Origin of the sequence: Kluyvera sp. NPDC087067, from assembly GCF_044745165.1 — a bacterium.
GTDB lineage: Bacteria > Pseudomonadota > Gammaproteobacteria > Enterobacterales > Enterobacteriaceae > Kluyvera.
Map to the genome: position 1 here is coordinate 521,961 of NZ_JBIUZS010000002.1, position 25,669 is coordinate 547,629.

Genomic DNA, 25,669 nt, shown 5'->3' on the forward strand with positions numbered 1-25,669 from the left:
ACAAACGTATTTCCCTGAGGATAAAAAATGAGCAACATCCTGATTGTCAACGGCGCAAAAAAATTCGGTCACTCTAACGGTCAATTGAACGACACCCTGACTGAAGTCGCGGAGACCTTCCTGCGCGACCTCGGGCATGATGTTAAAGTGGTTCGCGCGGACGGCGATTATGACGTGAAAGCCGAGGTACAAAACTTCCTGTGGGCCGACACCGTTATCTGGCAGATGCCGGGCTGGTGGATGGGCGCGCCGTGGACCGTGAAAAAATATATCGATGACGTTTTCACCGAAGGTCACGGTTCTTTGTACGCTAGCGATGGCCGTACCCGTTCAGATGCCAGCAAAAAATATGGTTCTGGCGGACTGATTCAGGGCAAAACCTACATGCTGTCCCTGACCTGGAACGCACCAATGGAAGCCTTCACCGATAAAGATCAGTTCTTCCACGGTGTTGGGGTTGATGGTGTTTATCTGCCGTTCCACAAAGCAAATCAGTTCCTCGGAATGGAAGCGCTGCCAACATTTATCACCAACGACGTGATTAAAATGCCTGACGTTCCACGCTACATTGCAGAATACCGCGAGCATCTTGGTAAGATTTTTGGTTAACTGGTAGGCAGGAATTAGAAGGAGTTAATCATGTTGACAGTTATTGCTGAAATCCGTACTCGTCCAGGACAACATCACCGTCAGGCGGTGCTGGATCAGTTCGCTAAAATCATCCCAACCGTACTGAAAGAAGAAGGTTGTCACGGCTATGCGCCGATGGTCGACGCTGCCGCTGGCGTGAGTTTCCAGACAACCGCCCCTGATTCAATTGTGATGATTGAACAGTGGGAAAGCATCGCGCATCTTGAGGCCCATCTTCAGACCCCGCACATGAAAGCCTACGGCGAAGCGGTGAAAGGCGATGTTCTGGAAATGACTATTCGTATTCTGGAACCCGGCGTCTGATTAACGCAGGCCTGATGAGCGTCACGCCATCAGGCTGTTAATCGCAGTTTGCCGGATGGTGGCGCAAGCGCCTTATCCGGCCTGTTTTTCTTCCACCTGCTATGCTTATTCAGTCTTCATGTTCAACAGGAGGAATGAAATGGGCATTTTTAATTTTGTAAAAGAAGCGGGTGAAAAATTGTGGGACAGTCTGACTGACCACAGCGGGCAAGGCGATAAAGCCGCTGAGCACCTTAAAAAACTGAATATTCCCGGTGCCGATAAAGTACAGGTGAGTATCACCGATGGCAAAGCCAGCGTGACCGGCGACGGGCTAACCCAGGAAGAGAAAGAAAAAATCCAGGTTGCGGTGGGCAATATCGCTGGCGTCAGCGAAGTTGAAAACAACATCACAACAACCGACTCCCACGATGAAGCGACCTACTATACGGTCAAATCCGGCGATACCCTCAGCGCCATTTCCAAAACGGTCTACGGCAACGCCAACCTCTACAACAAAATTTTCGAAGCTAACCGCCCTATGCTCTCAAGCCCGGATAAAATTTATCCAGGGCAGACTTTGCGTATTCCAAAAGCGTAAATTCTGGAGGGTAAATCAGCGCTCAACATACTATGTTTTAACTTAGCCCTTTCTAATGAGCATGGTTTAAGTCACATATGAGTTAAATCTGAAAGGGTGGTTGGGCTAGCACATAGCACCGAACGTTCATACTTTCGGTGCTATTTTATTTCAACCTATTGAAATCTAGTTATGATCAAAACTGGAAGCTAAGGATTACTGTTAAATGTTATAATCAAAGGTTCCTCACTTTATGAAATCCCCCCATACCCCAGCAGATAGCATCTGCCAGGCGTAAATGTGGCAGTTTTCAACACGACTATTTAGCATGATAATGGAATGTCCTCATGCCCTATCCACACCACCGAATACAGTGTAATCTATCTACAGACTACTTTTTTTGAATCTCCAAAAGAATATCAATGATAAATAGAAAAAAATCCCTCCCATTAAAATTCGCAATATCAGTTTTAGAGAGAAATAAATTGGTTGCTCAACATGAATAATAAAAAAACCTTTTATTATGATGTAAGACACCCAAACAGACTCGATACATAAAATCAAGAAAAACATAGATATAAATAAAATTAAATACCTCACTAAAACTCCTTTTTTAATGTGGAATATTGGCACACATCGTATCTGGTGAATTAATTAACTTCTTCCCATATATTAGCATTTCCTCATGCCACTGATTTATAAACTGTCCTGTATTTACAACCCTATCAGCCCAAATTACTGTCGACATACCTGGAATTGGTATTGATGGCTCCTTAAGAGGAACCTTGAAAGCATCCTGTCGCATCGTACTTTGTGGTCTGCCTGCTACCATTCACGTAAATCAAGGTGGTTAGTTCTTCTGCCATAACGTTTGCTGGAAGCTTACTTGTTTTCTTTTTTTTCCGATTTTGCTAATATGCGAATACGCACTGATATAGTTTCTTACCATCCCATACTTTTGAATTCTTAAAAATTTGTAAATTATTTTCTTTTAAAACATTAGATGTAACTATCATCCCCTCATCTCGGTACTCAATAGTTGAATATATAAATTTGTCATATTTCTCCCATGCAACAAAACCTTTCTCATCATATTTGTATTTTGGTTCACCTAGCAGATGAAATAAAGCATCACGCCCCTTTATTTCTTCTGGCACAATCCATAAAGGCCTCACAATAAACAATATAAGAAAAATCAAATGAGTCACAATATAAAAACAAAACATTAAACATGTAAATTTAATCACTTTCACTCTTTACACCTCCTATATACAGGAGATCCTTGCGGAGAACGATCTGTATTTCATGGCCAGTCAGTTGAATGTGAATCGTATTGACCACCCCCTATTGTCTCATTTGCATCACTTACTTTTGCGACATGCCCAATGGCATCACTACAATTATAGTGATATTGCAACAACATATCCTAGCTGAGGACTATTTAACATATCAAATTCCAGTATATTTTTATTTTTTTATCTCGAAATACTATCCTTTAGCCCAGTGGTTCTAACATAAGTGATATAATAGTGAACTGAATTTATTTTGCCAAAAAAAAATAGGTTTTTATGATTTCCTCGATAACATATCTTTTATTCTTTGTATAGCCATGATTGCTAGTAACTCCCTGAACTCCATATCATCATCACCAATTAAATAAAAATAACAACTCTCTATATTATTATATATTGAGATATTTTTTGCCGCTCTCGGAAAAATTCAGTAAGCCATGTGGGCATCCCGTCCCCCCATGTAATATCTACATGGCATCTATAATAACCACATATCATATCATCATTTTTAATATTCCACTTGAAATAACCAGCATCCTGTAAAATCCTAAGCGTCCTTTTATGCATTTTGTTTATATAATTAACACATCCACTTGAGTAATTCTTCGTTAAAGGACATGGCAGCCCATGCTCATTTATAGCCAGATCCTTTTTATTATTATTAATCATATCGCCATGTGACAGTTTTTCCCTTTTGCCATACATGCCAAATATGTTTAATCCATAATCTCTTATCTTCTTTTCATATCCAAGTTTTTGCTGTCCGACTAACACTCGAATTTTTAAATTTAGATGTTCGATAAAATGTCATGCAATGAAAAAACTGTTCTGTATCGCCTAAATTCAATCTCTTCATATCAGAACAAGTGCCAGATAATATGTCCCATACTTTTTTCTGATTCAGTTGTTCTTTTCATCGGATTAATGCTACGTCCGCTGCGCTTAATCCTCATGGTTCTGTAGCCGAGAGCGAATTCAGCGGGTACGTATATAAATTCCATCCACCTCTCAACCCAATCGGAACCTGCGTGATATACCTTCCTTGTAGCGGCTCACAATACCGGTGCCGATTTATAATGCAGTCCCGATTTCTGATCGTGCTGCTGCCCCGTCAACCGGATAAGCTACTGCAGATTGTCCGGGTCCACTTCATTCAGCTTGTTGCCCCATTCATCATACTCCCCGCGCAATGCCACTTGGTTGTCCGGCGTAATTAGCACCAGCAGCAGACCACGCTAGTCGCAGTGGTATGTAAATTATTTCACATCTATCAAAATACCATCATTAAATATAAACTCCGTATTACCCAAATATATTATATTATTTTTGATTAATAGAGAGTGATTTAAACCCTCAGCCATAAATTGTTGTTGTATATGTTTTTTATCTTTCCCATTAAGCTCACTTTTAACTACTGCCGTAAGTAATGACAGATCGTTACTACAGTTATCGACAGATTGTCTCGAATAGGCCAAACTGATTGAGCGGTCTATCAAATTATATACAAGAAATATATTGCACAATAAACTAACAATTGAAATTATTAATATAATCTTAAATTTCACAACTCAGCCCCCCGCATCGAAAGCATCGTCAGCAAAACTCCGACACTGATTTGGTGATAATGGATTCCAGTTATATTTATCTCTTTTTTCATCATTAGCCACCTTATTGATATATTCATATACTTTTTTCTCATCTACATCTTTACTGCATATTAGCTCTGCATTAGTATTCTTCCCTGCTTTTGTTGACAAAGCAGCCTTGAGTTTTTCAAGAGATTCATTAGTCGGATTACCATCTTTATCTAAAACTAAATCAGGCATGCTAACATTTCTGATATTTCCATCATCAGTTGGTAATTTGACACCAACAATACCTTTTAGACTAGGATTATAACGGCCATATTCATAATATTTAGTTGAACCATTTTCATCATATCCTACTATACCTCCATGTCCACCAAGCCAAGTACTAGTACGCCCATTCATATATTCGATGGGATAATCAGGATATAAAACCTTACATGCCGCTAATCCTAACGGATCGATTCCTTGTACTGGATTCAGCGAATATTGATACAAATTCCATCCACCTTCCAGACCAATCGGATCCTGCGTGATATACCTTCCCGTCAGCGGCTCATAATACCGGTGCCGGTTGTAGTGCAGTCCCGATTCTTCATCATACTGCTGCCCCGGCAGGCGGAGGCTCTGCGTGATGTTGTGCGGGTTATTCTCACTGAGCTGATAACCCCACTCATTGTATTCCGCCTGCCAGACGATGCTTCCTTCTCTGTCTATCAGTGCCAGCGGCAGACCCCGGTGGTCGCAGTGGTACAGGTGGATGGCTCGCGGCGGCTCATACACCGGATCCAGCTGCGCCGCCATTCTGTCGACCGTCAGGCCGCACCCTGCCAGCCAGCGGCGGTTTTCCTCACTGACCGCGTTGCAACGCAGCTCCGCTTCAAGTTTGTCCAGCATCTGTACCAGCACCGGGGGCATCATGACCGGCTGACCGTTTTCGCGGCCCTCCTGCTGGAGTTTCTCTGCCAGACTGCGGTGGTGGGCCCTTGCCAGTTCGGCAACGTCTGTTTCGATACGCAGGAGTGGGGTGAAGCTGCCCGGCGTATACAGCGTCTGGATACGGGTCTGCTGCGTCTGCTCTGTCACCAGCCGGTCGCCCTCCCAGCCGTACCAGGTGACGTACGGTTTACGGGAGAAGGCCATCTGGTCGTGGTCAGGGTGGTCGCGTTCCAGTTTCCACACCTGCTTGCCGATGCGGCGGCCCAGCGGGTCATAGAGGTAGCGGGCTTCCGCCTGCACGGTGTTGTACTGCGTGCGGGTGTAGTGAGTTAAGCGGTGCTGATTGTCGTAGTCGTAGCGATGGGTGCGCTCATCGTCCATCCGCGCCGCGTAGTCGGGGATGCGGTCGGTTTTCTCTGTAATCCTGCCGTGGAGGTCATAACGGTAGAGGTAATGTGCATCTTCGGTGATGCGGTTATTTTTCCATTCGGTAAACGGGCTGTCCGGGTACAGCTCCGGGTCCGGTAATCTGTTGCCCGCCGGGTCGGTGGCGTACGGGAGCGTGATGTCCAGGTTCGCGGCGGTGGTGCGCACGCTGGTCAGGCGTCCGCTGTCGCTGTAGCGGTAGTGCCGGGTCTGCAGCGGGCTGTGAATCTGTATCAGCTGTCCGGCATCGTTATAGCCGTAGTCACGGTTGAGTAAGTCGTGGTTCAGGTGATGGTACTGTAGCTGACCGCCTGTTGTGTAAGCGCTGGTTTGTTCGTAACCCCCGAAGCGGCGCTGCGTTTCCCGGTGCAGACGGTCGCGGGTCAGCTCGATAAGTGGGGTGTCGCCGAGCTTCATCCCCGCGAGATAGCCGCTGCCGTAGGTTAACCACTCGACAGGCGGAAGGTTGTCCGGTTTAAACCGGTTTGCCAGTCCCGCGGTGCTGTATCCCTGTTTTGTCTGGTGCTGCCACAGCAGTTCGTCTGTCTGCGGATTATGCACCGTCTGACGCTCACCGGTGAGCCGGCCTTTGGTGTCGTAGCCGTAGTGGACGGCAACGCGGTGGCCTTCGCTGAGATGGCTGATATCGGTCAGCCAGCCACGCTCATCGTACTGCCACTGTTCGGCGGGCTCACCGTTGACGGTGCGGTGGGTCAGGCGGCCGGCTTCGTCGTAGTGCCAGCCGGTGATGAGGTTTTCATCGCGGCTCTGCGTGAGTGTTCCGGTCAGGTCGTATTCATAGCGCTGGCATCTGCCGTCAAAGCCGGTCTGCTCTGTCAGGCGGTCCATCACGTCATAACTGAACGTCGTGGTGGCGGCGTTTTCGTTGATAAGCGTGGTTAAGCGGCTTGCGGCGTCATAGGCCATTTTCCGCGTCAGCCCGCCCTGGGTGGTGCTGATGATGTTGCCCCGGCTGTCGTAGTGGGTTTCTGTCCGGTTACCGTCCGGGCCGGTCACGGTGGTCAGGTCACCGGCGGCGTTGTAGTCGTAGCGGGTTTCATGACCGTCATTATCTTTCCGGGAAACCAGAAAACCACGGCGGTTATAGGTCTGGTAAACGCTCAGTCCTTCCTCGCGGTGCATCGCGGTCATCTGACCGAAGCGGTCATACTCGTAGCGCGTCTGGTATCCCGAGCAGTCGGTAAAGGCCAGCAGCAGCCCGTCGTCCCGCCAGCGCATCTTCTTGCGGCTGCCGGTTGCATCCTGTACCGAGGAAGGCAGTTCACTGCTCACGTCGTCATAACTGTACGTCGTGACTTCACCGCTGCGCGAGGTCTCCTTCACCAGCCGGCCCATTTCGTCATAGTCACGGCTGCTGTGCAGGCCGTCCGGGTACGTCGTGGCGGTCAGCTGGTCCAGACGGTTATAGCCGTAACGCGTTTTCCGGCCATCCGGCCACATCACCTCCGTGACGATACCCGTGGTGACCGTCCGAGTGTATTCCGTGCGCCGTCCGGCGGCATCCGTCTGCGCCTTTAACCTGCCATAACCGTCGAACTCACTGTGGGTGACGCTGCCGTCGGCGAATTCTTTTTTCACCACCCGCTTCAGGCCGCCTTCGCCTTCGGTGTGTAAGACCTCGCGGCGATTCAGGCTGTCGGTAATGGTGACGGTGTTTTTGCCATAGGCGTAGGTGTAGCTCAGGCCATCGGGGTGATGCTGGGCGATAACCCGGCCGTTGGTATCATATCCGTAAGAAACCGGCGGACGTCCCGCGTGCTGCTGGGCCACCATTCTGCCGGTGTGTTGCGGGTCATAAGAGAAGTGACGCACCTGCGTATCACTGTGGTCGTATACCGCCAGCAGTTCACCGTGTGGGGAGTATGCGTAGCGCACCAGCGGGGCGGTCAGCTTATCCGGAAACAGCGGGTCATGCGTCAGCCACACCTGGGACAGGCGGACACCGCAGTCCTGACCGTATCCGGCGGCGGGCAGGCCTTCCGGGTATGGCTCTTCAGCCGCTTCCGCGCGCTGCGCCTGGGTGGTCAGCACCAGCTGAAACCGCCGCCCGTTGCCATCGGTGACGCCGGTGATGTGGCCGGTCAGCTCGCCCTCAGCGGCGCGATGATAGCGCAGCGTGCGACCGAAGCGGTCCGCCAGCCCGGTCAGTACCCGGTACGGTGGCAGCGGCGCGGGAAGCACCTCATCCACGCCCGGCACCCGCTCTGCCCAGCCAAGTATCCACCACGGCCCCTGAAAGCTGTTCGTTGCCAGATAAATATTCGGGCTCAGGCGGATAGCTTCCGGCAGCGTCTGCCAGAGTGCGTGCAGCGGATGGCTGTCATGCAGGGCTGCAACCCCACCGCGGGCCAGCCAGAAGGACTCGCTGCGGCTGTACGAGCACTCGCCCGGAAAGAGCGGTTCAAAGTGAATGCTTCGCCCGCCGTTGTCGTTCAGTATCAGCTCCGCATCACGCAGCTGTAAGCGCATGTCGGCGGGCATTTTCCAGCCGGGGCCGAATAAACCTACCGGTGCCGGTGTTTTCGTCTGGTAGCTGTTGTACGAGCGGGTGAGGATAAACGGCAGCGGACCGGGCAGCGCGATATCGCTCTCGCCGGGCTGCACCTTGGCCCCCAGCAGCGGGTTAACCGGGTTGCCGGAGGTCACCCCGCCGGGACAGACCGAGCAGGCGACGCCGGAAGGCGCGCCAATCATCACGCCCAGCGAGCCCTGGACTATCGGGCCGCCATATTTTGTCATGTCCCCCTGGCGGGCCGCCGGTTTTCCACTCATCGCTCACATCCTTTTGCTGTTAATCCATATGCACCAGAGAGTGCAAAAAGTATTAGAAGCAATAACGATTCGGGAAAATGTGATGAGTGCTTTATTTTTATGCCAGATGAAAAATAAAACAATTAATTTTCAATGAATTAATTCGTGCCATAAATGTTTTTTTGATACAGATACCACAAAATAATAGATACCTATCAAAGGGCATCTGTTGAGATAATTTTTAGGTAATAAGCATCACCGAAGCGAAAGGTAGAAAAAACGGGCAAGGTCTCTTGATCAAGAACTATGATCAAGAGACCGCTTTATAGGGAGAGTATGTTTCTTACCAGTACAGCTTCCAGCTCTGCGTCATGCGCACCAGCGCTTCCACATAGAAGTAATCCCCCCAGCTACAGCACTCATCCACACCTTTATCGCTGGCGAAGTGATAAACCGAGTGTTTGAGCACGCCGGTGCCCGGCTCATCAAGCCTCATCAGATAGTGTTTAGACAGCGATGACATCATGCCCATCGCCCACTGCTGATAGCGTTCACGATCCGGATCGGTCGTGGGGAGATGTTTCACCAGCTCCAGCAGACCGCAAACGGCAATCGCCGCTGATGATGAGTCACGCAGCGCATCGGTACCGACCAGTGCTAAATCCCAATGACAGACAGCATCTTCCGGCAGGCGATTGAGGAAGTAATTCGCCAGCTTTTTCGACAGGCTAATCAGTTCCTTATCGCCGGTATAGAGGAAGCTCAGCATAAAGCCGTAAATGCCCCATGCCTGGCCACGTGACCAGCAAGAATCATCGGCATAGCCCTGCTGAGTTTTACCAAAGCGCGGCGCGCCGGTCTGCACATCCATATAGTAGGTGTGATAGGTTGAAGCATCGTCACGCACCAGATATTTCGCCGATTGACGGACGTGGGCGCGCGCAGCATCAGCAAAGCGCGGGTCACCGGTTTGCTCGGTCGCCCAGTACAGCAACGGCAGATTCATGGTGCAGTCGATAATCATGCGTCCGGCCTGTTCAGGGTCGGTCAGGACGCCCCAGGCCTGGATGATTTCCGCTTTCCGATGGAAGCGCTCAAGTAACGCTTCCGCCGCCTGCAGCGAGAAACCACGCGCCTCACGATTTCCGGTTAAACGCCACGCGGAAACACAAGAGAGCGTATACAAAAATCCCAGGTCGTGGGTGTTGGTATCATGACGCCCGGCAATCCGCAGGCCAAACGAGCGCACGTGCTGTTCTGCCAGCGCCCGATATTTATCATCGCCGGTCATCTCCCACGCCAACCACAGCTGCCCGGTCCAGAAACTGGTCGTCCACTCGACGTTTTCGGTTAACGGGTAATACCCATTAACAGCGGCCTCGCCTGGGAATTTATCCCCGAAATCCGTTAAATGACGGCTAATCAGCTTAAGGACATGACTACGCGCCGAGCACAGTTCATCGTTAAACGTTTGAAGATTAACGGGAGCCCCCGGATATTCGCGCAATTTTTCCTCAACGATATGGTTTAACATTTTCGGATCCTTTATTCAGTAGAGCTTATTTAGAAATACCGTTTTCAGCCACATCCAGCGCAGGCTGGCGATGATTCTGGCGTTGACAAGCGGATAAGGTGAAAGCGGAGACAAGCGTAAAGAACAAAGCGATAGCCCCCATAATCATATACGTTTTTTCAAAGCCAATACGGTCATACAATAAACCTGCCGGTGATGACACCACCACATTACCGATATACAGCATTGCCTGATAACCTAATAAATACATTGTGGCATTAACACGTTTATCGAAATGCTCGGCGATATATTTAAAGACCGACACCAGCAGAAGACAAATTTCAAGTCCGTATAATGGTTTAATTACTGAAATCAGCAGATGTGAATCACACAGACCTGAAATAACCAGGCGCGCGCCAACTAACACGCCAACAATAAGCAGACCGCGTTTTGCGCCAATATAGTTAACAAACATCGGCATAAAGATATACATCACGAACTCGGTGCCCGACTGTACCGTACCGAGTAAACCAAATACCGTGTTGCCTTCGTGAACATCGCTAAAGAAGGTGACGAAATAGCGCGAGAACTGCTGTTCGGCAACAAACATCATCCATGCGACACCGGCAACATACAGGCAGAAGGCCCAGAATTTGCCGCTTTTCAGCAGGTCGAAAACGTCTTTCAGGACAATCTTATCTTTCGATATAACGGCGCTCGCATTGGCGGTCTGAGTATCTACCTTCAGACTCATCAACACCGCCAGCATCACCAGTGACGCGACGCTACCGAGAATAAAGTTGTAGGCCGGAGAGATATTAAACAGCAGGCCTGAGAAGGATGATGCTACCGCCCAACCCAGCGAACCCCACATACGAATCTGGCCAAACTCCATGCTGTTAAGGCGGCTATAGCGATCGGCATAAGATTCACAGGCCGCAACGCCCGCATACCAGGCAAAGCTCAGGTAAATCGCACCGATAATAATCCCTAACATCGTATGAGACAGCAGTAGCGGCTGGTAAACATAAATAAAGAATGGCGCCATTAAGGCCGACATCACCACCACAAAATAGAGCAGATATTTACTCATGCCAATTTTATCGAGGATGTAGCCATAAATAGGTTTTAACACCACGGAGAAAATGCCGTTAACGGCAAATACGGTGCCAATGACCGCGCCGCTCAGCTCCGCTTTTTGCCCAAGCCAAATGGCAAATAAGCCAATACTGGCAGACCAGGTGAAGAAGTATAAAAATATAAAAGAGCTTATTTTGTAATATTCTATTCTGTTTTGAGACGATACATTTTCCATACAAGCCTCGACAAAATGTGTAGGTTACACGTGCTGAATAATGATTATTCAGCACGTGTCAGAGGGTATTCCGGTTGTTATTTTTATCCGGAGCGTTATAAATGCAGGGAGATAATTTTCCCGCTGATATTATCCGTAACGTGAAGCGTATTATTTTCAATCTCAAGCGTCGGCGCGAGCGGCGTCGCTGAAGCAGTCTGCGCGCTGGCCGTCACCGCACAACATAGCCAGTGTTCGCCGGGGGATATTTCTCCCATCAGGGTCGGGATTGAGGCACATTCGGCAAACATCACGCTGCTGTTCGGCGGCGTAACCACGCTATCGCCCTGACGCACAATCAGCGGCGATAAATCTGCTATCACACTCTGACCGTTAGCAGCCAGCACCTTGCTGCCCCGCGCCGAGGTCTGTGCATCGGCCTTCATTACCGCAAAGCCGCCTTCCACCGTTTGTAAACGTCTCGCGCTATTCACATGATGTACACGCACATGCCACTCGCCGCACGGGATAAGCCAGGTATCAATTTGCACGTCGTGCCACGGCAACCAGCGGGAGTAAATCGCACCATCGAGCATTTCCACGCTTGCGCATTCACGACGACCGCGCCAGTAGTTATCGTTATCCGACAGCAGCAGCATGGAATCGCAGGCGGCGTGTTTAATACCGTAGCGCCCCCGCTCAATGGTGAAACCAAAGCGGGTGGAGTAAGCAAACTTAGTGTACTTAGCTTCGGTATTAACGTAGTTATTCAGCTCCAGCTGGCCTGAAGTCAGCATCACCACATGCTGCGAATTTTCGCTGTGCTGCAAAATTTGCTGCGCGGGGATAATCGCATGTACCGGCGCGAGCTTCGGTAGCGGTAGCTCTTCAGCCTGCCAGAAAGCATGTTCGGCAGGCAGCGCCATAATCAGAAACACCTTCAGCGCCCAGTATGGTGAGCCCGGTGAATTGTAGTCTTCGCACATCGCCAGGTTCGGGTAAGCAAAGCCCAACGTTAAGATCCCATCACGGTCGAAAATAGGCTGCGCGAGCCACCAGCGCAGGTGGCGCAGGATGATGCCTTTGACCACGCCGGGTGAGAAAACATCGAGTTCAGCAAACGCGACGCCGCTCCAGAATGCCACCATCGCAAAACGGTAGGTCAGGCTGCGGCCAAACGGCACCGATGCGCCGTCCGCGGCGCTAAGATAGATAAAGTCTTTGGCAAATAGGCATGAACGTTCGCGAAGCGTGGCGGCGCGAGTGGGATCATCGTCCGCATTTAGCGTGGCATAGATCAGGCCGTAGAAATGAAACGCCATTGAGATGTAGTAATCTTTCGGACGTCCGGGGCCGTCGGAGTACCAGCCGTCGCCGAGGTAGTAGGCTTCCATCATCGCAAAACGACGGTCAATCGCCGCCTGGTCGTACGGCAGCCCGGCGCGTTTAAAGCCGAGCTGAACGATAATGGCGAAGTAGTTCCAGTTGCTGTCCGGCATCTGCGCATCGGTGATTTGGTTGAGCCAGCGATGCAGGTTAGCCAGTTCAGTTTCACTAAACAGGTCGGTTAATCGCTGCTGCATTAACGCCAGCCCCAGACCGTAGGCAGCCATTTCAACCAGACGCTGATCGTATGGCCCAGTTTCGCCCCAGTAAGACGGGCTTTGCGGGTCAGTACCCAGCTTAATCGCGGTGATATATTTCTCGCTAAACGGCACATCTGCCCCGCCCGCCATCAGCGGGAACAAGCCCCAAAGCGCTCTCGATAAGCCCTCCATTTCCGCGATGGAAGTGCTGTAGTGCGCGCAGGTTTTACCCAGCGAGAACTGCGCAACGCCTGCGGGAAATTGTTTATCGAGAGCGCTCAGCATCGTCATCAGCGTTTGCCTGACGTCTTCACGTGATGACAATAGATTTGATATTTCCGTCACTGTTCTGGCCTCTAATTTAACCATCCTCGAAAGTGGCTAAAGCATAGAGAATCCAGGTGATGGAGAAATGTTAACCCGGTCACAACTGATAGCTTTGATTGAACCGCTGCTTGATAAAATTTAAAACAGTGGTTTAGTAGTCAGATTAATGACGGATAAATTTAAATTTATTGCACATGACTTCATCCTGGAATGCCGAACATCTGGAGCTGATTACCCTCAACGATACCGTCGCGTCGTTTAGCCGTCTTTTTGCTAATACGGTACGCTACCATCACTGGCATCAATGTCTGGAAATTCTCTACGTAGAAGAGGGTTTTGGCGTCGTCATCGTCGATAATCGCCAATACACCATGCGTCCCGGTAGGCTCTTTTTCTTTCCGCCGTTTACGCTGCATAAAATTATGGTCGATGAAAAAGCGCAGGACTGCTATCGACGTACCATTATTCATGTCGATCAGCATGCTATTGCTAAGCTTCTGCACCTTTTCCCCGAAAATCAGCGCCGTTTACAGGCACTTTCTGCACGTGGCCGCCCGGCTTTTGTCGCCGATTTAGCCGACGCTCATCCCCACATCGACCATCTTTTTAGCCTTTATGCCAACACGGCATCCACCTCTGGACTTAGCCCCGAACGCATCGCCACCATGCTGATGACGCTGTTCGCTATGCTGCCGCCGGAACAGGAGAAAATGGCCGAGTCATCGCGCGGCATCGCCACTCCGGTGATGTTCTGGATTGAGGAGAATTACCGACAGAAATTCAGCCTTGATGCGCTGGCAAATGAGCTTGGCAAATCACGTAGCTATCTGTCACGGCGTTTCCACGCTGAAACCGGGGAGCACATTCACGAGTATCTTAATACTCTGCGCCTGCGCCGCGCGTGTGAATTGCTGTTGCACAGCGTGTTACCGGTAAGCGAGATTGCCGCTCTGGTGGGATTTTCCGAGGTGACCTACTTTATCAGTTCATTTAAAAAGGGGATCGGTGAGACCCCCTTACAATACCGCAAAAATCACGTTTCGCGCCGCTAGGTTAGTGGAAGCGGCCCGGTAGCCATAGCGAGATCATCGGGATGTAAGTGATGATCACCAGCACCAGGAAAAGTATGCAGTAGAACGGCACCATCGCCTTCACCACGGTCTCAATCTTCTCGCCGCTGACCGCACTCGCTACAAACAGCACCGATCCCACCGGCGGCGTGATAAGCCCAATCCCTAAGTTCATCATCATGATGATGCCAAAGTGCACCGGATCGATACCCAGTTGCACCACCACCGGTAGCAGGATCGGCGTCAGGATAAGGATCAGCGGCGCCATGTCCATCAGGCACCCCAACAACAGCAGCATAATATTGATAATCAACAAAATGACGTACTTGTTGTCCGACAGTGACAGCAGCGCGGCTGAGATTTCCTGCGGCAGCCCCACTAGCGTCATCACCGAGCCAAAGGCCGCCGCGAAGGCAATAAGCACCATCACCATGGTCACCGTTTTGATGGTACGGTGAATCAATTTCGGGAAGTCCTTAAACTTATATTCACGGTAGACAAAGAAGGTGACAAACATCGCCCACACGCAGGCAATGGCCCCAGACTCGGTCGGCGTGAAGAAGCCGGAGAGAATGCCGCCAGAGATGATGACGATGGTGATAAGTCCCCAGATGGCGTCGGAGGCGATTTTCAGCTTACGCCTGAGTTCGACGCTCTCTTCCTTCGGGTAGTTATTTTTGCGCGCGGCAACAAGGCACACAATGATGAGCGTAAAGCACAGCACCAGCGTCGGGATGATCCCGGCCAGGAACATCGCCGGAATAGTGACCGCTGCGGTATTGGCGACAATGGCAAACAGCACCGAGTTATGGCTTGGCGGTACCAGAATCGCCTGCACCGAGGCGCTGGCAGTCAATACCGCGCCGAACGAGCGCGGATAACCTTTACGTTCCATCTCCGGGATCAGCACCGATCCGATCGACGCCGTATCCGCCACCGACGATCCAGAAATAGCGCCAAACAGCGTCGAGGCCAGAATATTAACCAGCGACAGGCCGCCACGGATCCAGCCCACAAACAGCCCGGCAAAATCGACCAGCCTTCGTGCCATACCCCCTTCCGCCATAATTGCCCCGGCAAAAACGAAGAACGGAATGGTCAGCAGGTTAACGTTATCGGTACTGTGGAAGATGGTGATGATAAGCCCATCTAATGAAAAATCGGCGAAAGCCGTGACGACTACGGCGGTCAGGCCAACGGCATATGCCACCGGCATCCCCACTGCCATTAACACCACGAACGTGACCACAAAAATAATTAGCGTTAAGTCCATCGGTGCGCTCCTTAATGGCCGACTTTCGGTGAGCCGTACTGCACCAGCTCGCGGTGCGATTGCGGGCCGCACAGCAGTTTTTCAACCACGAACAGCAGCGTAAAGAACGAGCCTAATGGAATAGGCAGATGAGTGATCCCCGACGTCAGGAACGGCAGCGACGGCACCACATCTTCCCAGGCATCCATACAGCCAATAATTCCCCAGTGGATGATAAAAAGGCAGGTCGCCAGCATCGCCAGATCGACAAACGCCGCCAACGCTTTTTTCATCGCCGGGTTGATATGATCGACCAACATGGTGATGGCGATATGGCTACCCGCGCGATAAGCTGCCGCCGCCCCCACAAACGAAAAAGTGATCATACAAATTTGCGACAAGGGCTCCGGCCAGCTGGTTGAGGCGTGGGGTAAGAAACCCAGCCACTGAGGAAAATCAGGACGAAAGCGAGCGTAGATCCCCACCAGATAAATAAACGTCATAAATAACAGGCTGATCCCTGACAGCCAAATGCAGATCCGATACACGCCATCCATGACCAGGACATAGATATTTTTCATTGTTATCTCCAGATCAAAACGGGCAGGCCAGCGCTCGCCAGCCTGCCGCCACGTGCCTTATTGAGTGTCCTGAATTTCCTGCATTAATGTGCTGAATTGCTTGCCATATTTCTCACGCACCGGCGCGGTGGCATCAACAAACGGCTTTTTATCCACCGGGAGGAATTTCACCCCCTGGCTTTGCAGACGCTGTTTGGATTTCTCCACATATTGCGCCCACAGCACGCGTTCTTCCGCCTGCGCTTCCTTCGCCAGCTTCATGATAAGCGCCTGATCTTCTGGGGTGAGTTTGTTCCATTTACGTTTAGAGAAGGCCAGCACTTCGGGGATCATAAAGTGTTCGGTGAGGTCGAAATACTTCGTACCCGCGACCACGTAGTTTTCGGTATCAAAGGTCGGTTCGTTGTTTTCCGCGGCATCGATAACCCCGGTTTGTAAGCTGGCAAAGACATCGCCAACCGGTAACACAATCGGGTTTGCGCCCAGCGCTTTAAAGGTATCAAGGCCAATAGGGTTGTTTTGCAGACGGATCTTCACGCCTTTAAGATCGTCGAGCGTCGTTATCGGCTTTTTGGTGATAAGGCTGCGCGAACCCGCATCCATCCAGCCGAGGAAAACCAACCCCAGTTTGCTATCAGAGATCTCCTGCGCGAGTTTGTTACCGATATCGCCGTCCAGCACCTTGTGCTGATGATCGGTATCGCGGAACACAAACGGCATGTTGAATACGCTAACTTCAGGAAGGATGCCGCCGACCGGCGACATTGAGACACGCAGAATATCGATAGCCCCCGCACGGGTCTTTTCCAGCGTAGTGCTTTCATCACCCATTTGCCCGCTCGGGAACATGCGAATGGAAAGCCGCCCATCCGTTTGGGCGCTGAGTTTTTCACCCATGTGGATGACTGCCGCCGTCGTCGGATAGTCAGCCGGATGCACATCAGAGGCGATAAACACAGTTTTTGCCATCGCCGCCGCAGACCCCATCATTAACGAGAAAGATAAAACGCTTACTGCCAGTTTTCTTCTTAACATAGACGATTCTCTTTTGAGGAAAGATAAAATTCACCATGCGAATCAATTGCCAGCACAGATTGACGTCCATGTTCAGAAGTATGATTTATATCCAGCAAAGGAATATGGTAGAAGTCATACAACTAAAGTGTGACCTGTCATACCAAATTTCAAAATGGCATTTCAGAAAGTGAAGAAATTAGAATTGAATCGATTAACTAAGAGGCGGTTCAGGCAATAAAAAAGGAGACGCAAGCGTCTCCTTTTCGAAAAAGTAGGCCGGATAAGGCGTTTACGCCGCCATCCGGCACACTGCACCGCTCTGCCTGATGGCGCGCAGCTTTCAGGCCTACGGGGTTGATGAGATTAGGCTTCGATATCCGCCATGTCGCCTTTCTCCTGCAGCCAGTTACGGCGGTCTTCCGAACGCTTCTTGGCTAACAGCATATCCATCATGGCCGTGGTTTGCTGCTCATCTTCATCGGTAATGAACAACTGCACCAGGCGGCGCGTATTCGGATCAAGCGTCGTTTCACGCAGCTGCATCGGGTTCATTTCACCCAGACCTTTAAAGCGCTGCACGTTCGGCTTGCCCTTCTTACGCTTAAGCTGTTCCAGCACGCCCGCTTTTTCTTCTTCGGTCAGCGCGTAATAAACCTCTTTGCCCAGATCGATTCGATACAGCGGCGGCAGCGCAACGTAGACATGCCCTTCTTTCACCAGCGTACGGAAATGTTTCACAAACAGCGCGCACAGCAGGGTCGCGATGTGCAGGCCATCTGAGTCGGCATCCGCGAGGATACAGATCTTGCCGTAACGTAGCTGGCTGAGATCCGAACTGTCTGGATCGATACCGATCGCCACAGAGATATCGTGAACTTCCTGCGACGCCAGCACTTCATCAGAAGAGACTTCCCAGGTGTTAAGGATCTTACCTTTAAGCGGCATGATCGCCTGGTATTCACGGTCGCGCGCCTGTTTGGCCGAGCCGCCTGCCGAGTCACCTTCGACAAGGAACAGTTCGGTGCGGGCGAGATCCTGCGCGGTACAGTCCGCCAGTTTACCCGGCAGCGCCGGGCCGCTGGTGAGCTTTTTACGCACCACTTTCTTCGCGGCGCGCAGACGACGCTGGGCGCTGGCAATCGCCATTTCCGCCAGCAGTTCTGCCGACTGCACGTTCTGGTTTAGCCACAGACTAAAGGCGTCTTTAACGATACCGGAGACAAAGGCGGCGCACTGACGGGAAGACAGACGCTCTTTGGTTTGCCCGGCAAACTGCGGATCCTGCATTTTCACCGACAGCACGTAGGCGCAGCGATCCCAGATATCTTCCGCCGACAGCTTCACGCCGCGCGGCAGGATATTGCGGTATTCGCAGAACTCGCGCATCGCGTCCAGCAGGCCCTGACGCAGGCCGTTAACGTGCGTACCGCCCTGCATCGTCGGGATCAGGTTGACGTAGCTTTCGGTCAGCAGTTCACCACCTTCAGGCAGCCACAGCAGTGCCCAATCCACCGCCTCCGTATCGCCGGCGAACGTGCCGACAAACGGTTTTTCCGGTAGTAACGGTAGGCCGTTTACCGCTTCGCTCAGGTAATCGGTCAGGCCATCGGCGTAGCGCCAGGTCTGTTCGGTATCGTTGACCTTGTCTTTAAAGACAATTTCAACGCCCGGGCACAGCACCGCTTTGGCTTTCAGCAAATGGCTTAAGCGTGATGCGGAGAAGCGTGGGCTATCGAAGAAGCTTTCGTCCGGCCAGAAATGCACGCTGGTGCCGGTGTTGCGTTTTCCGCAGGTACCGGAAACATGCAGGTCTTCGACCTTTTCACCATGTTCAAAGGCAATGCTGTAGATCTGGCCATCGCGACGAACGTTAACCTCAACGCGTTTTGACAGGGCGTTGACCACCGAGATCCCAACGCCGTGCAGGCCGCCGGAAAACTGGTAGTTTTTGTTCGAGAACTTACCGCCCGCGTGCAGGCGGCAGAGGATCAGCTCAATCGCCGGTACACCCTCTTCCGGGTGAATATCAACGGGCATACCACGGCCGTCATCAATCACTTCCAGTGACTGATCGGCATGTAAAATGACCTCGACACGTTTCGCGTGCCCAGCCAGCGCTTCGTCCACACTGTTATCAATAACTTCCTGACCCATGTGGTTAGGGCGTGTGGTATCTGTATACATCCCCGGGCGGCGGCGAACCGGCTCAAGCCCAGTGAGTACCTCAATGGCATCAGCGTTATAAGAAGATTGCGTCATGATCTATTCGTAGGTAGTTGGCGTTGCTTAATGCAACCCCAGGAAATCGATAATCTGGGTGAAGTGATCTTCAAAGCCGATAAATGCGTGATTTCCGCCCTCTTCTACCGTTTGTCGGCAGGAGGCGAAATAGTCCACGGCCTGGCGATAATCAAGCACTTCATCGCCGGTTTGCTGAAGCAGCCAGATAAGATCCGGGGCTTCAAGTGGGTCAATTTGCATCACTTTGAGATCGTAAATATGGCGAGACTCTAGCACATATTGCTGCCCGGTGTAGGGATTCTCGTTCGGCCCGAGGAAATTCGTCAGTAGCTCAAACGGCCTGATTGCCGGGTTAACGACCACCGCTGGCAGCATGAAACACTGCGATAACCAGGTGGCGTAATAGCCGCCCAGCGACGACCCCACGATACCCAACGGCTCACCGCCGTGCTCAAGCACGAGCGCTTCAAGCATTTCGGCCGCTTGCGCCGGATACGCAGGCAGCTGGGGAATAAGCATGTTCACGTTCGGGGCGTGTTCCGCCAGCCACTGCTTAAGCGCCGTGGCCTTGGCTGACCATGGAGAACTGTTGAATCCATGCAAATAGAGAAGCGTCGACATCAATAGCCTTCAGATGCGGTATCAGGATGGAATTTCACCCCAGCAAGGCGGCAGACTTCGGTGGTTAATGAACCATCGGCATGCAGCTCAAGCCAGCGCCAACCGGGAGACACGGTGTCGAGGGTGAAATTAGAACAGTGCGGCTTAAACTGCACGCAGGTTGAGGGCGTCGCCATAATTCGTCGACCGTTCCAGTTAACGTCCAGCTCCTGATGAATATGGCCGCAAAGCAGATGTTTTACGCGCGGATAACGCGCCAGTATGCCATCAAGCGCACCGGCGTTGCGCAGACTATGCTGGTCAAGCCAGCTACAGCCAGACGGCAGCGGATGATGATGCAGAAGCAGTAAGGTATGACGCTCCGGCTCTTGCGTCAGCCGTTTTTCAAGCCACTCCAGCTGGAATTCGCTCAATTCGCCATGCGGAACGCCGAACACCTGGCTATCCAACAATAATATCTGCCAGTTTTCGCCCACCAGTACGCGTTTAGCAGGTGAGATGCCTGCCTCTTGCAGCGTGCTGTACATCGAGGGCTGGAAATCATGATTCCCCGGCAACCAAACGCAAGGCGCAGAAAAACTCGCGATGCCGTCAGCAAAATGCTGATAGGCCGCGGAGGAGTGATCCTGAGCTAAATCGCCGGTGGCAACCACCAGGTCAACGTCACGGGCCGAGGCATGAATGGCCTCCAGAACCGCGTGATAGCTTTCCCAGGTGTTCACCCCTAACAGCGTTTCATCCTGCTGGGCAAACAGGTGAGTATCAGTAATTTGCAGTACCCTAACACTGGCCCCACCAGCCAGAGGAAGGTTTAAAAGGCTTTCCAAATGGTGTCCTTAGGTTTCACGATGCAAATATACACATCATCCTCTCAGGCGACTTCTCGCTGGCAGCGCCTGTGATGCCGCCTGAAGGCTGTTATGTACAAACCGGAATCGCCATCGCTCCATGTGCTAAACAGAATCTCAGCCAATCGGCCAAAAACTGATTAATTTGATGCTTTTCGTCGCGTTGATGCAACTTTTTATTTGGATAATCATATCGCGCTTTGAAGCGAAAGATCTGCTGAGTTGAACACACTTCAGCCACCATCGCATCATGATACAGCCGAACCGTCATCGTCGGTAGGCTCCAGTAGCTTATCGCTGGCAACGTTTGTTCAATCGTCACCAGTGTAGTGTAACGTGTTGATTCGACTATCGTTAAGCGATATTGCGCAGTTGTCACCTGATAGTTCACGGTTTCACCGACTTCATCAGTACGCGGCAGTAAGCGACGCAATTGCGCGAAGTTGGTTTCGCATAGACGCATCATTTCTGGGAAGTCAGGTGTATAGCGCTTCATTTGATCCACTCTTTTCGTAAGTCCTGATAATGCAGCTGTAGCCATTGCAAAGCGATGACAGACGCTGCGTTGTCAATTTTTCCATCCTCTACACATTGATAAGCGAACTCCCGGCTTACCACATGAACGCGAATATCTTCGTGTTCTTCTGCCAGGCCATGAATACCTTCGGCCATTGTCGCGTCCACTTCGCCGACCATAATGGTCAGGCGCTCGCTGGTGCCCCCCGGGCTTGCCAGATAGCTTAGGCACTTTTTCACCCGGCCAACTTCAAGCCCAGCCTCTTCTTGCGCCTCACGACGGGCAACGTCCTCTACGGTTTCCCCTTCTTCAATCATGCCAGCCACCATCTCCAGCAGATACGGGGTTTCGCTGGTGTCGTAGGCAGCAATTCGAACCTGCTCAACCAACACCACTTCATCACGCACTGGGTCAAAGGGTAGCAAGACTGCGGCGTGACCGCGCTCAAAAATTTCACGCTTTACTTCGCCGCTCATCTCACCGTTGAACAGCCGGTGACGAAAGCGATACAAATCAATCGAAAAAAAGCCGCGATATACCGTTTCTCGTGCAATAATTTCTACATCATTTTTCGAGAGCGTTGCCACAGGATTAACTGTTTTTGTCATGGACTGGCCTATGCAGTAATTGTGTTGAAATTGTGGATTTAAAGTCAGTGACTCTTAGGATTCACTAACTCTATGGTAGATTGGTGCAAATTAACGCCAGATGGCACATTACGACAACTTTTTAACGTGGCAGACTCTGGTACAATCGGCGAATATTTTTTCTGTGAATTAGATCAGCGCTAAGCTTCACAACAAGGAATGCAAATGCAAATGAAGAAATTGCTCCCCATCCTTATTGGTCTGAGCCTTACGGGTTTCAGTGCAATGAGCCAGGCAGAGAACCTGTTACAGGTGTATCAGCAGGCACGTACCAGCAACCCGGATCTCCGCAAATCTGCCGCAGATCGTGATGCAGCGTTCGAGAAGATCAACGAAGCGCGCAGTCCACTGTTGCCACAGTTAGGTTTGGGTGCTGATTATACCTATACCAACGGCTTCCGCGACAGCAACGGCGTGAACTCTAACGTCACCAGCGGCTCTTTGCAGTTAACGCAAAGCCTGTTTGATATGTCCAAATGGCGTAACCTTTCCCTGCAAGAGAAATCCGCAGGTATCCAGGATGTGACCTATCAGACCGATCAGCAGACGCTGATCCTCAATACCGCCACGGCGTACTTTAACGTCCTGAGCGCCATTGACTCGCTTTCCTTTACGGAAGCACAGAAACAGGCCATTTACCGTCAGTTGGATCAGACGACTCAGCGCTTTAACGTAGGCCTGGTCGCCATCACCGACGTGCAGAACGCCCGTTCACAATACGATACCGTACTGGCAAACGAAGTCACGGCACGTAACAACCTCGACAATGCCGTTGAAGCGCTGCGTCAGGTCACCGGTAACTATTACCCTGAACTGTCCTCACTGAACGTGGATAGCTTCAAAACCGACAAACCGCAGGCAGTTAACTCGCTGCTGAAAGAAGCGGAAAACCGCAACCTGACGCTGTTGCAGGCTCGTCTGAGCCAGGACCTGGCGCGTGAGCAAATTCGCCTGGCGCAGGATGGCCATCTGCCGACGCTGGATTTAACCGCCTCTACCGGGGTGTCTAACACCTCTTACAGCGGTTCTAAAACCAACGGTACGCAGTACAACGATAACGATGCCGGTCAGAACAAAGTGGGCCTGAGCTTCTCCCTGCCGCTGTATCAAGGCGGGATGGTTAACTCCCAGGTCAAACAAGCACAGTACAACTTCGTGGGCGCCAGCGAGCAGTTAGAAAGCGCGCACCGTTCCGTGGTACAGACCGTTCGTTCTTCCTTCAACAACGTTAACGCCTCTATCAGCAGCATCAACGCCTACAAACAGGCCGTGGTTTCTGCACAGAGTTCTTTAGACGCGATGGAAGCGGGCTACTCCGTGGGTACGCGTACTATCGTTGACGTACTGGACGCCACCACCACGCTGTATAACGCCAAACAGCAGCTCTCCAGTGCGCGTTATAACTACCTGATAAACCAGCTTAATATCAAAAATGCGTTGGGTACGCTCAACGAGCAGGATCTGCTGGCGCTGAACAATACGCTGGGCAAACCGGTTTCTACCGCCAACGCCAGCGTCGCGCCGGAAAATACCCAGCAGGATGCTGCCGCCGACGGTTACACCTCACCGGCCACCAGCAAAGCGCGTCTGCGCTAAGATCGGTATTTGCCTTCAAAAGGGTCCGTTTTTACGGGCCCTTTTTTATTTATCCCCTCTCAACGTAAGGCAACGTAAAGATCGCCTCCTTTATTCCCTTCTTCGCTTCATTTTCAACCACTCATCCTCTATCCTGAGCGTTATTGCAATACCACTCTACTGGGTCCAGGAAGATTAAAATGAAACGGACAAATAATATTCAGCACGCCGCATTTCGTAAAAGCTGGGGCGCGCGTCACTTAACGCCGGTGGCACTCGCCGTTACCGCAGTATTCATGCTGGCGGGCTGTGAGAAATCGGACGAAACCGTCACGCTGTATCAGAACGCGGACGACTGCTCTGCTGCTAATCCAAGCAAAAGCGCAGAATGTACCACTACCTACAACAACGCTCTGAAAGAAGCCGAGCGTACCGCACCAAAATACGCCAGCCGTGAAGATTGTGTGGCTGAGTTTGGTGAAGGCCAATGCCAGCAGGCTCCTGCACAGGCGGGCATGGCGCCAACCGGCGAAGGCCAGGCTCAGGCGCAGAATCAGAGCAGCGGTAGCTTCTGGATGCCGCTGATGGCGGGCTACATGATGGGCCGTATGATGGGCGGCGGCATGGGCGGTTACCAGCAGCAGCCGGTATTCACCTCGAAGAATCCATCCAGCCCGGCCTACGGTAAATACACCGATGCGAGCGGTAAAAACTACGGTGCCGCACAGCCGGGTCGTTCAATGAACGTACCAAAAACCGCGATGGCACCGAAACCGGCAACCACCAATACGGTCACCCGCGGCGGTTTTGGTGAGTCTGTGGCGAAGCAGTCCACCATGCAGCGTAGCGCGACGGGCAGCACCTCCCGTTCAATGGGCGGCTGATTATCATGGAAAGAGTCAGTATTGTTGAGCGCCCGGACTGGCGCGAAAAAGCGACGGAATATGGCTTTAACTTTCACACTATGTACGGTGAACCGTACTGGAGTGAAGAAGCCTATTACAAGCTGACGCTTGCCCAGGTCGAAAAACTGGAAGATGTCACCGCCGAGCTGCACCAGCTGTGTCTGAAAGTGGTCGACCGGGTGATCGCCAGCGATGAACTGATGGCGAAATTCCGCATTCCAAAACACACCTGGGGTTTTGTGCGTCAGTCATGGCAAACGCAGCAGCCATCGCTCTACTCGCGCCTTGATTTGGCGTGGGATGGCACCGGCGAGCCAAAGCTTTTAGAGAACAACGCCGATACGCCAACCTCGCTGTATGAAGCGGCGTTTTTCCAGTGGATCTGGCTGGAAGACCAGCTCAATGCCGGTAACCTGCCTGAAGGCAGCGACCAGTTCAACAGCCTGCAGGAAAAGTTAATCGAGCGCTTTACCGAACTGCGCGAACAGTACGGTTTCCAGCTACTGCATCTGACCTGCTGCCAGGACACCGTGGAAGATCGCGGGACGGTACAATATCTCCAGGATTGTGCGGCAGAAGCCGATATCGCCACCGAATTCCTCTATATCGACGAACTGGGTTTGGGCGAGAAAGGCCAGTTTACCGATCTGCAGGATCAGGTGATTGGTAATCTGTTCAAGCTCTACCCTTGGGAATATATGCTGCGCGAGATGTTCTCCACCAAGCTGGAGGATGCGGGCGTACGCTGGCTGGAGCCCGCGTGGAAGAGCATCATTTCTAACAAAGCGTTGTTGCCAATGCTGTGGGAAATGTTCCCGGATCACCCGAACCTGCTGCCAGCCTACTTCGCGGAAGACAGCCACCCGCCGATGGACAAATTCGTGGTGAAGCCTATCTTCTCCCGTGAAGGTGCCAACATTTCGATCATCGAAAACGGCAAAACTATCGAGCAGGTGGAAGGCCCGTATGGCGAAGAAGGGATGATCGTCCAGCAGTTCTATCAGCTGCCGAAGTTTGGCGATAGCTACATGTTGATTGGCAGCTGGCTTATCAACGACCAGCCAGCTGGCATCGGGATCCGTGAGGATAGAGCGCTGATCACCCAGGATCTGTCACGCTTCTATCCGCACATTTTCGTCGAGTAGCC

General features: G+C 51.5%; 21 protein-coding genes and 1 pseudogene. 7 read left to right on the forward strand and 15 right to left on the reverse strand.

Annotated features, from left to right (window positions below):
* Nucleotides 1-27: 27 nt before the first annotated feature.
* From ACIPDS_RS07800 to lysM, 3 genes are all read left to right on the forward strand, one after another.
* Nucleotides 28-609, forward strand: coding sequence for an NAD(P)H-dependent oxidoreductase (locus ACIPDS_RS07800; protein WP_166516909.1), 582 nt, complete (start codon nt 28-30; stop codon nt 607-609).
* 30 nt (nt 610-639) lie between these two features.
* Nucleotides 640-954, forward strand: coding sequence for a putative quinol monooxygenase (locus ACIPDS_RS07805; RefSeq protein ID WP_400734399.1), 315 nt, complete (start codon nt 640-642; stop codon nt 952-954).
* Between the two features lie 139 nt (nt 955-1,093).
* Nucleotides 1,094-1,534 (forward strand): peptidoglycan-binding protein LysM, encoded by a 441-nt coding sequence (lysM, locus tag ACIPDS_RS07810; protein ID WP_166516907.1) that lies wholly within the window; start codon nt 1,094-1,096, stop codon nt 1,532-1,534.
* Nucleotides 1,535-2,424: 890 nt separating this feature from the next.
* Here the strand turns inward: lysM and ACIPDS_RS07815 are convergent.
* The 7 genes and pseudogenes from ACIPDS_RS07815 to ACIPDS_RS07845 all read right to left on the reverse strand — a co-directional run bounded on the left by ACIPDS_RS07815 (nt 2,425) and on the right by ACIPDS_RS07845 (nt 13,212).
* Entirely contained in the window at nt 2,425-2,766 is a 342-nt protein-coding gene (locus ACIPDS_RS07815) for a hypothetical protein (RefSeq protein WP_400734401.1), read from the reverse strand.
* Between the two features lie 988 nt (nt 2,767-3,754).
* A pseudogene (locus ACIPDS_RS07820) lies at nt 3,755-4,055 on the reverse strand (RHS repeat-associated core domain-containing protein); the annotation flags it as partial.
* A 6-nt stretch (nt 4,056-4,061) separates the two neighbouring features.
* Entirely contained in the window at nt 4,062-4,370 is a 309-nt protein-coding gene (locus ACIPDS_RS07825) for an Imm58 family immunity protein (protein WP_400734403.1), read from the reverse strand.
* 3 nt (nt 4,371-4,373) lie between these two features.
* Entirely contained in the window at nt 4,374-8,549 is a 4,176-nt protein-coding gene (locus tag ACIPDS_RS07830; RefSeq protein ID WP_400734405.1) for an RHS element core protein, read from the reverse strand.
* A 322-nt stretch (nt 8,550-8,871) separates the two neighbouring features.
* Entirely contained in the window at nt 8,872-10,062 is a 1,191-nt protein-coding gene (locus ACIPDS_RS07835) for a glycoside hydrolase family 88 protein (protein WP_400734407.1), read from the reverse strand.
* A 25-nt stretch (nt 10,063-10,087) separates the two neighbouring features.
* Nucleotides 10,088-11,356: an oligosaccharide MFS transporter gene (locus ACIPDS_RS07840; RefSeq protein WP_400734409.1), complete on the reverse strand. Its 1,269-nt coding sequence runs from the start codon at nt 11,354-11,356 to the stop codon at nt 10,088-10,090.
* Between the two features lie 95 nt (nt 11,357-11,451).
* Nucleotides 11,452-13,212, reverse strand: a complete 1,761-nt coding sequence (locus tag ACIPDS_RS07845) for a DUF2264 domain-containing protein (RefSeq protein WP_400734719.1) — start codon at nt 13,210-13,212, stop codon at nt 11,452-11,454.
* 230 nt (nt 13,213-13,442) lie between these two features.
* Here ACIPDS_RS07845 and ACIPDS_RS07850 point away from each other — a divergent pair, with 230 nt between their 5' ends.
* Entirely contained in the window at nt 13,443-14,300 is an 858-nt protein-coding gene (locus tag ACIPDS_RS07850; RefSeq protein WP_400734411.1) for a helix-turn-helix domain-containing protein, read from the forward strand.
* A gap of 1 nt (nt 14,301) precedes the next feature.
* Here the strand turns inward: ACIPDS_RS07850 and ACIPDS_RS07855 are convergent, their stop codons facing one another.
* The 8 genes from ACIPDS_RS07855 to nudF form a co-directional block, all read right to left on the reverse strand.
* Nucleotides 14,302-15,591, reverse strand: a complete 1,290-nt coding sequence (locus ACIPDS_RS07855) for a TRAP transporter large permease (protein WP_400734413.1) — start codon at nt 15,589-15,591, stop codon at nt 14,302-14,304.
* Between the two features lie 11 nt (nt 15,592-15,602).
* Nucleotides 15,603-16,151: a TRAP transporter small permease gene (locus ACIPDS_RS07860; RefSeq protein ID WP_400734415.1), complete on the reverse strand. Its 549-nt coding sequence runs from the start codon at nt 16,149-16,151 to the stop codon at nt 15,603-15,605.
* Between the two features lie 57 nt (nt 16,152-16,208).
* Nucleotides 16,209-17,186 carry a TRAP transporter substrate-binding protein gene (locus ACIPDS_RS07865; RefSeq protein ID WP_400734417.1) on the reverse strand — a complete coding sequence of 326 codons (978 nt, stop codon included), beginning with the start codon at nt 17,184-17,186 and terminating at the stop codon, nt 16,209-16,211.
* A gap of 345 nt (nt 17,187-17,531) precedes the next feature.
* Entirely contained in the window at nt 17,532-19,427 is a 1,896-nt protein-coding gene (parE, locus tag ACIPDS_RS07870) for a DNA topoisomerase 4 subunit B (protein WP_400734419.1), read from the reverse strand.
* A gap of 27 nt (nt 19,428-19,454) precedes the next feature.
* Entirely contained in the window at nt 19,455-20,030 is a 576-nt protein-coding gene (gene yqiA, locus ACIPDS_RS07875; RefSeq protein WP_166516898.1) for an esterase YqiA, read from the reverse strand.
* Entirely contained in the window at nt 20,030-20,857 is an 828-nt protein-coding gene (cpdA, locus tag ACIPDS_RS07880; protein ID WP_166516897.1) for a 3',5'-cyclic-AMP phosphodiesterase, read from the reverse strand. The genes yqiA and cpdA overlap by 1 nt, the downstream gene beginning before the upstream one ends.
* 91 nt (nt 20,858-20,948) lie before the next feature.
* A complete protein-coding gene (locus ACIPDS_RS07885) occupies nt 20,949-21,374 on the reverse strand; it encodes a DUF1249 family protein (RefSeq protein WP_166516896.1) in 426 nt (141 codons plus the stop codon).
* Nucleotides 21,371-22,003 carry an ADP-ribose diphosphatase gene (nudF, locus tag ACIPDS_RS07890; RefSeq protein WP_400734423.1) on the reverse strand — a complete coding sequence of 211 codons (633 nt, stop codon included), beginning with the start codon at nt 22,001-22,003 and terminating at the stop codon, nt 21,371-21,373. Before nudF ends, ACIPDS_RS07885 begins: the two co-directional genes overlap by 4 nt.
* 210 nt (nt 22,004-22,213) lie before the next feature.
* Between nudF and tolC the strand changes: the two genes are divergently transcribed.
* From tolC to ACIPDS_RS07905, 3 genes are all read left to right on the forward strand, one after another.
* Nucleotides 22,214-23,638: an outer membrane channel protein TolC gene (gene tolC / locus ACIPDS_RS07895; protein ID WP_166516951.1), complete on the forward strand. Its 1,425-nt coding sequence runs from the start codon at nt 22,214-22,216 to the stop codon at nt 23,636-23,638.
* 179 nt (nt 23,639-23,817) lie between these two features.
* Nucleotides 23,818-24,501, forward strand: coding sequence for a DUF1190 family protein (locus ACIPDS_RS07900; protein WP_166516894.1), 684 nt, complete (start codon nt 23,818-23,820; stop codon nt 24,499-24,501).
* Nucleotides 24,502-24,506: 5 nt separating this feature from the next.
* Nucleotides 24,507-25,667 (forward strand): glutathionylspermidine synthase family protein, encoded by a 1,161-nt coding sequence (locus tag ACIPDS_RS07905; RefSeq protein WP_166516893.1) that lies wholly within the window; start codon nt 24,507-24,509, stop codon nt 25,665-25,667.
* Nucleotides 25,668-25,669: the final 2 nt, after the last annotated feature.

What these genes read in the sequence shown, in the direction of transcription:
- ACIPDS_RS07860 (WP_400734415.1), bottom strand. Translation starts at nt 16,151, where the DNA reads ATGAAAAATATCTATGTCCTGGTCATGGATGGCGTGTATCGGATCTGC.
- ACIPDS_RS07865 (WP_400734417.1), bottom strand. Translation starts at nt 17,186, where the DNA reads ATGTTAAGAAGAAAACTGGCAGTAAGCGTTTTATCTTTCTCGTTAATG.
- ACIPDS_RS07845 (WP_400734719.1), bottom strand. Translation starts at nt 13,212, where the DNA reads ATGACGATGCTGAGCGCTCTCGATAAACAATTTCCCGCAGGCGTTGCG.
- ACIPDS_RS07850 (WP_400734411.1), top strand. Translation starts at nt 13,443, where the DNA reads ATGACTTCATCCTGGAATGCCGAACATCTGGAGCTGATTACCCTCAAC.
- ACIPDS_RS07885 (WP_166516896.1), bottom strand. Translation starts at nt 21,374, where the DNA reads ATGAAGCGCTATACACCTGACTTCCCAGAAATGATGCGTCTATGCGAA.
- ACIPDS_RS07805 (WP_400734399.1), top strand. Translation starts at nt 640, where the DNA reads ATGTTGACAGTTATTGCTGAAATCCGTACTCGTCCAGGACAACATCAC.
- ACIPDS_RS07835 (WP_400734407.1), bottom strand. Translation starts at nt 10,062, where the DNA reads ATGTTAAACCATATCGTTGAGGAAAAATTGCGCGAATATCCGGGGGCT.
- ACIPDS_RS07905 (WP_166516893.1), top strand. Translation starts at nt 24,507, where the DNA reads ATGGAAAGAGTCAGTATTGTTGAGCGCCCGGACTGGCGCGAAAAAGCG.
- ACIPDS_RS07830 (WP_400734405.1), bottom strand. Translation starts at nt 8,549, where the DNA reads ATGAGTGGAAAACCGGCGGCCCGCCAGGGGGACATGACAAAATATGGC.
- nudF (WP_400734423.1), bottom strand. Translation starts at nt 22,003, where the DNA reads ATGACAAAAACAGTTAATCCTGTGGCAACGCTCTCGAAAAATGATGTA.
- lysM (WP_166516907.1), top strand. Translation starts at nt 1,094, where the DNA reads ATGGGCATTTTTAATTTTGTAAAAGAAGCGGGTGAAAAATTGTGGGAC.
- ACIPDS_RS07900 (WP_166516894.1), top strand. Translation starts at nt 23,818, where the DNA reads ATGAAACGGACAAATAATATTCAGCACGCCGCATTTCGTAAAAGCTGG.
- ACIPDS_RS07840 (WP_400734409.1), bottom strand. Translation starts at nt 11,356, where the DNA reads ATGGAAAATGTATCGTCTCAAAACAGAATAGAATATTACAAAATAAGC.
- tolC (WP_166516951.1), top strand. Translation starts at nt 22,214, where the DNA reads ATGAAGAAATTGCTCCCCATCCTTATTGGTCTGAGCCTTACGGGTTTC.
- yqiA (WP_166516898.1), bottom strand. Translation starts at nt 20,030, where the DNA reads ATGTCGACGCTTCTCTATTTGCATGGATTCAACAGTTCTCCATGGTCA.
- parE (WP_400734419.1), bottom strand. Translation starts at nt 19,427, where the DNA reads ATGACGCAATCTTCTTATAACGCTGATGCCATTGAGGTACTCACTGGG.
- ACIPDS_RS07855 (WP_400734413.1), bottom strand. Translation starts at nt 15,591, where the DNA reads ATGGACTTAACGCTAATTATTTTTGTGGTCACGTTCGTGGTGTTAATG.
- ACIPDS_RS07800 (WP_166516909.1), top strand. Translation starts at nt 28, where the DNA reads ATGAGCAACATCCTGATTGTCAACGGCGCAAAAAAATTCGGTCACTCT.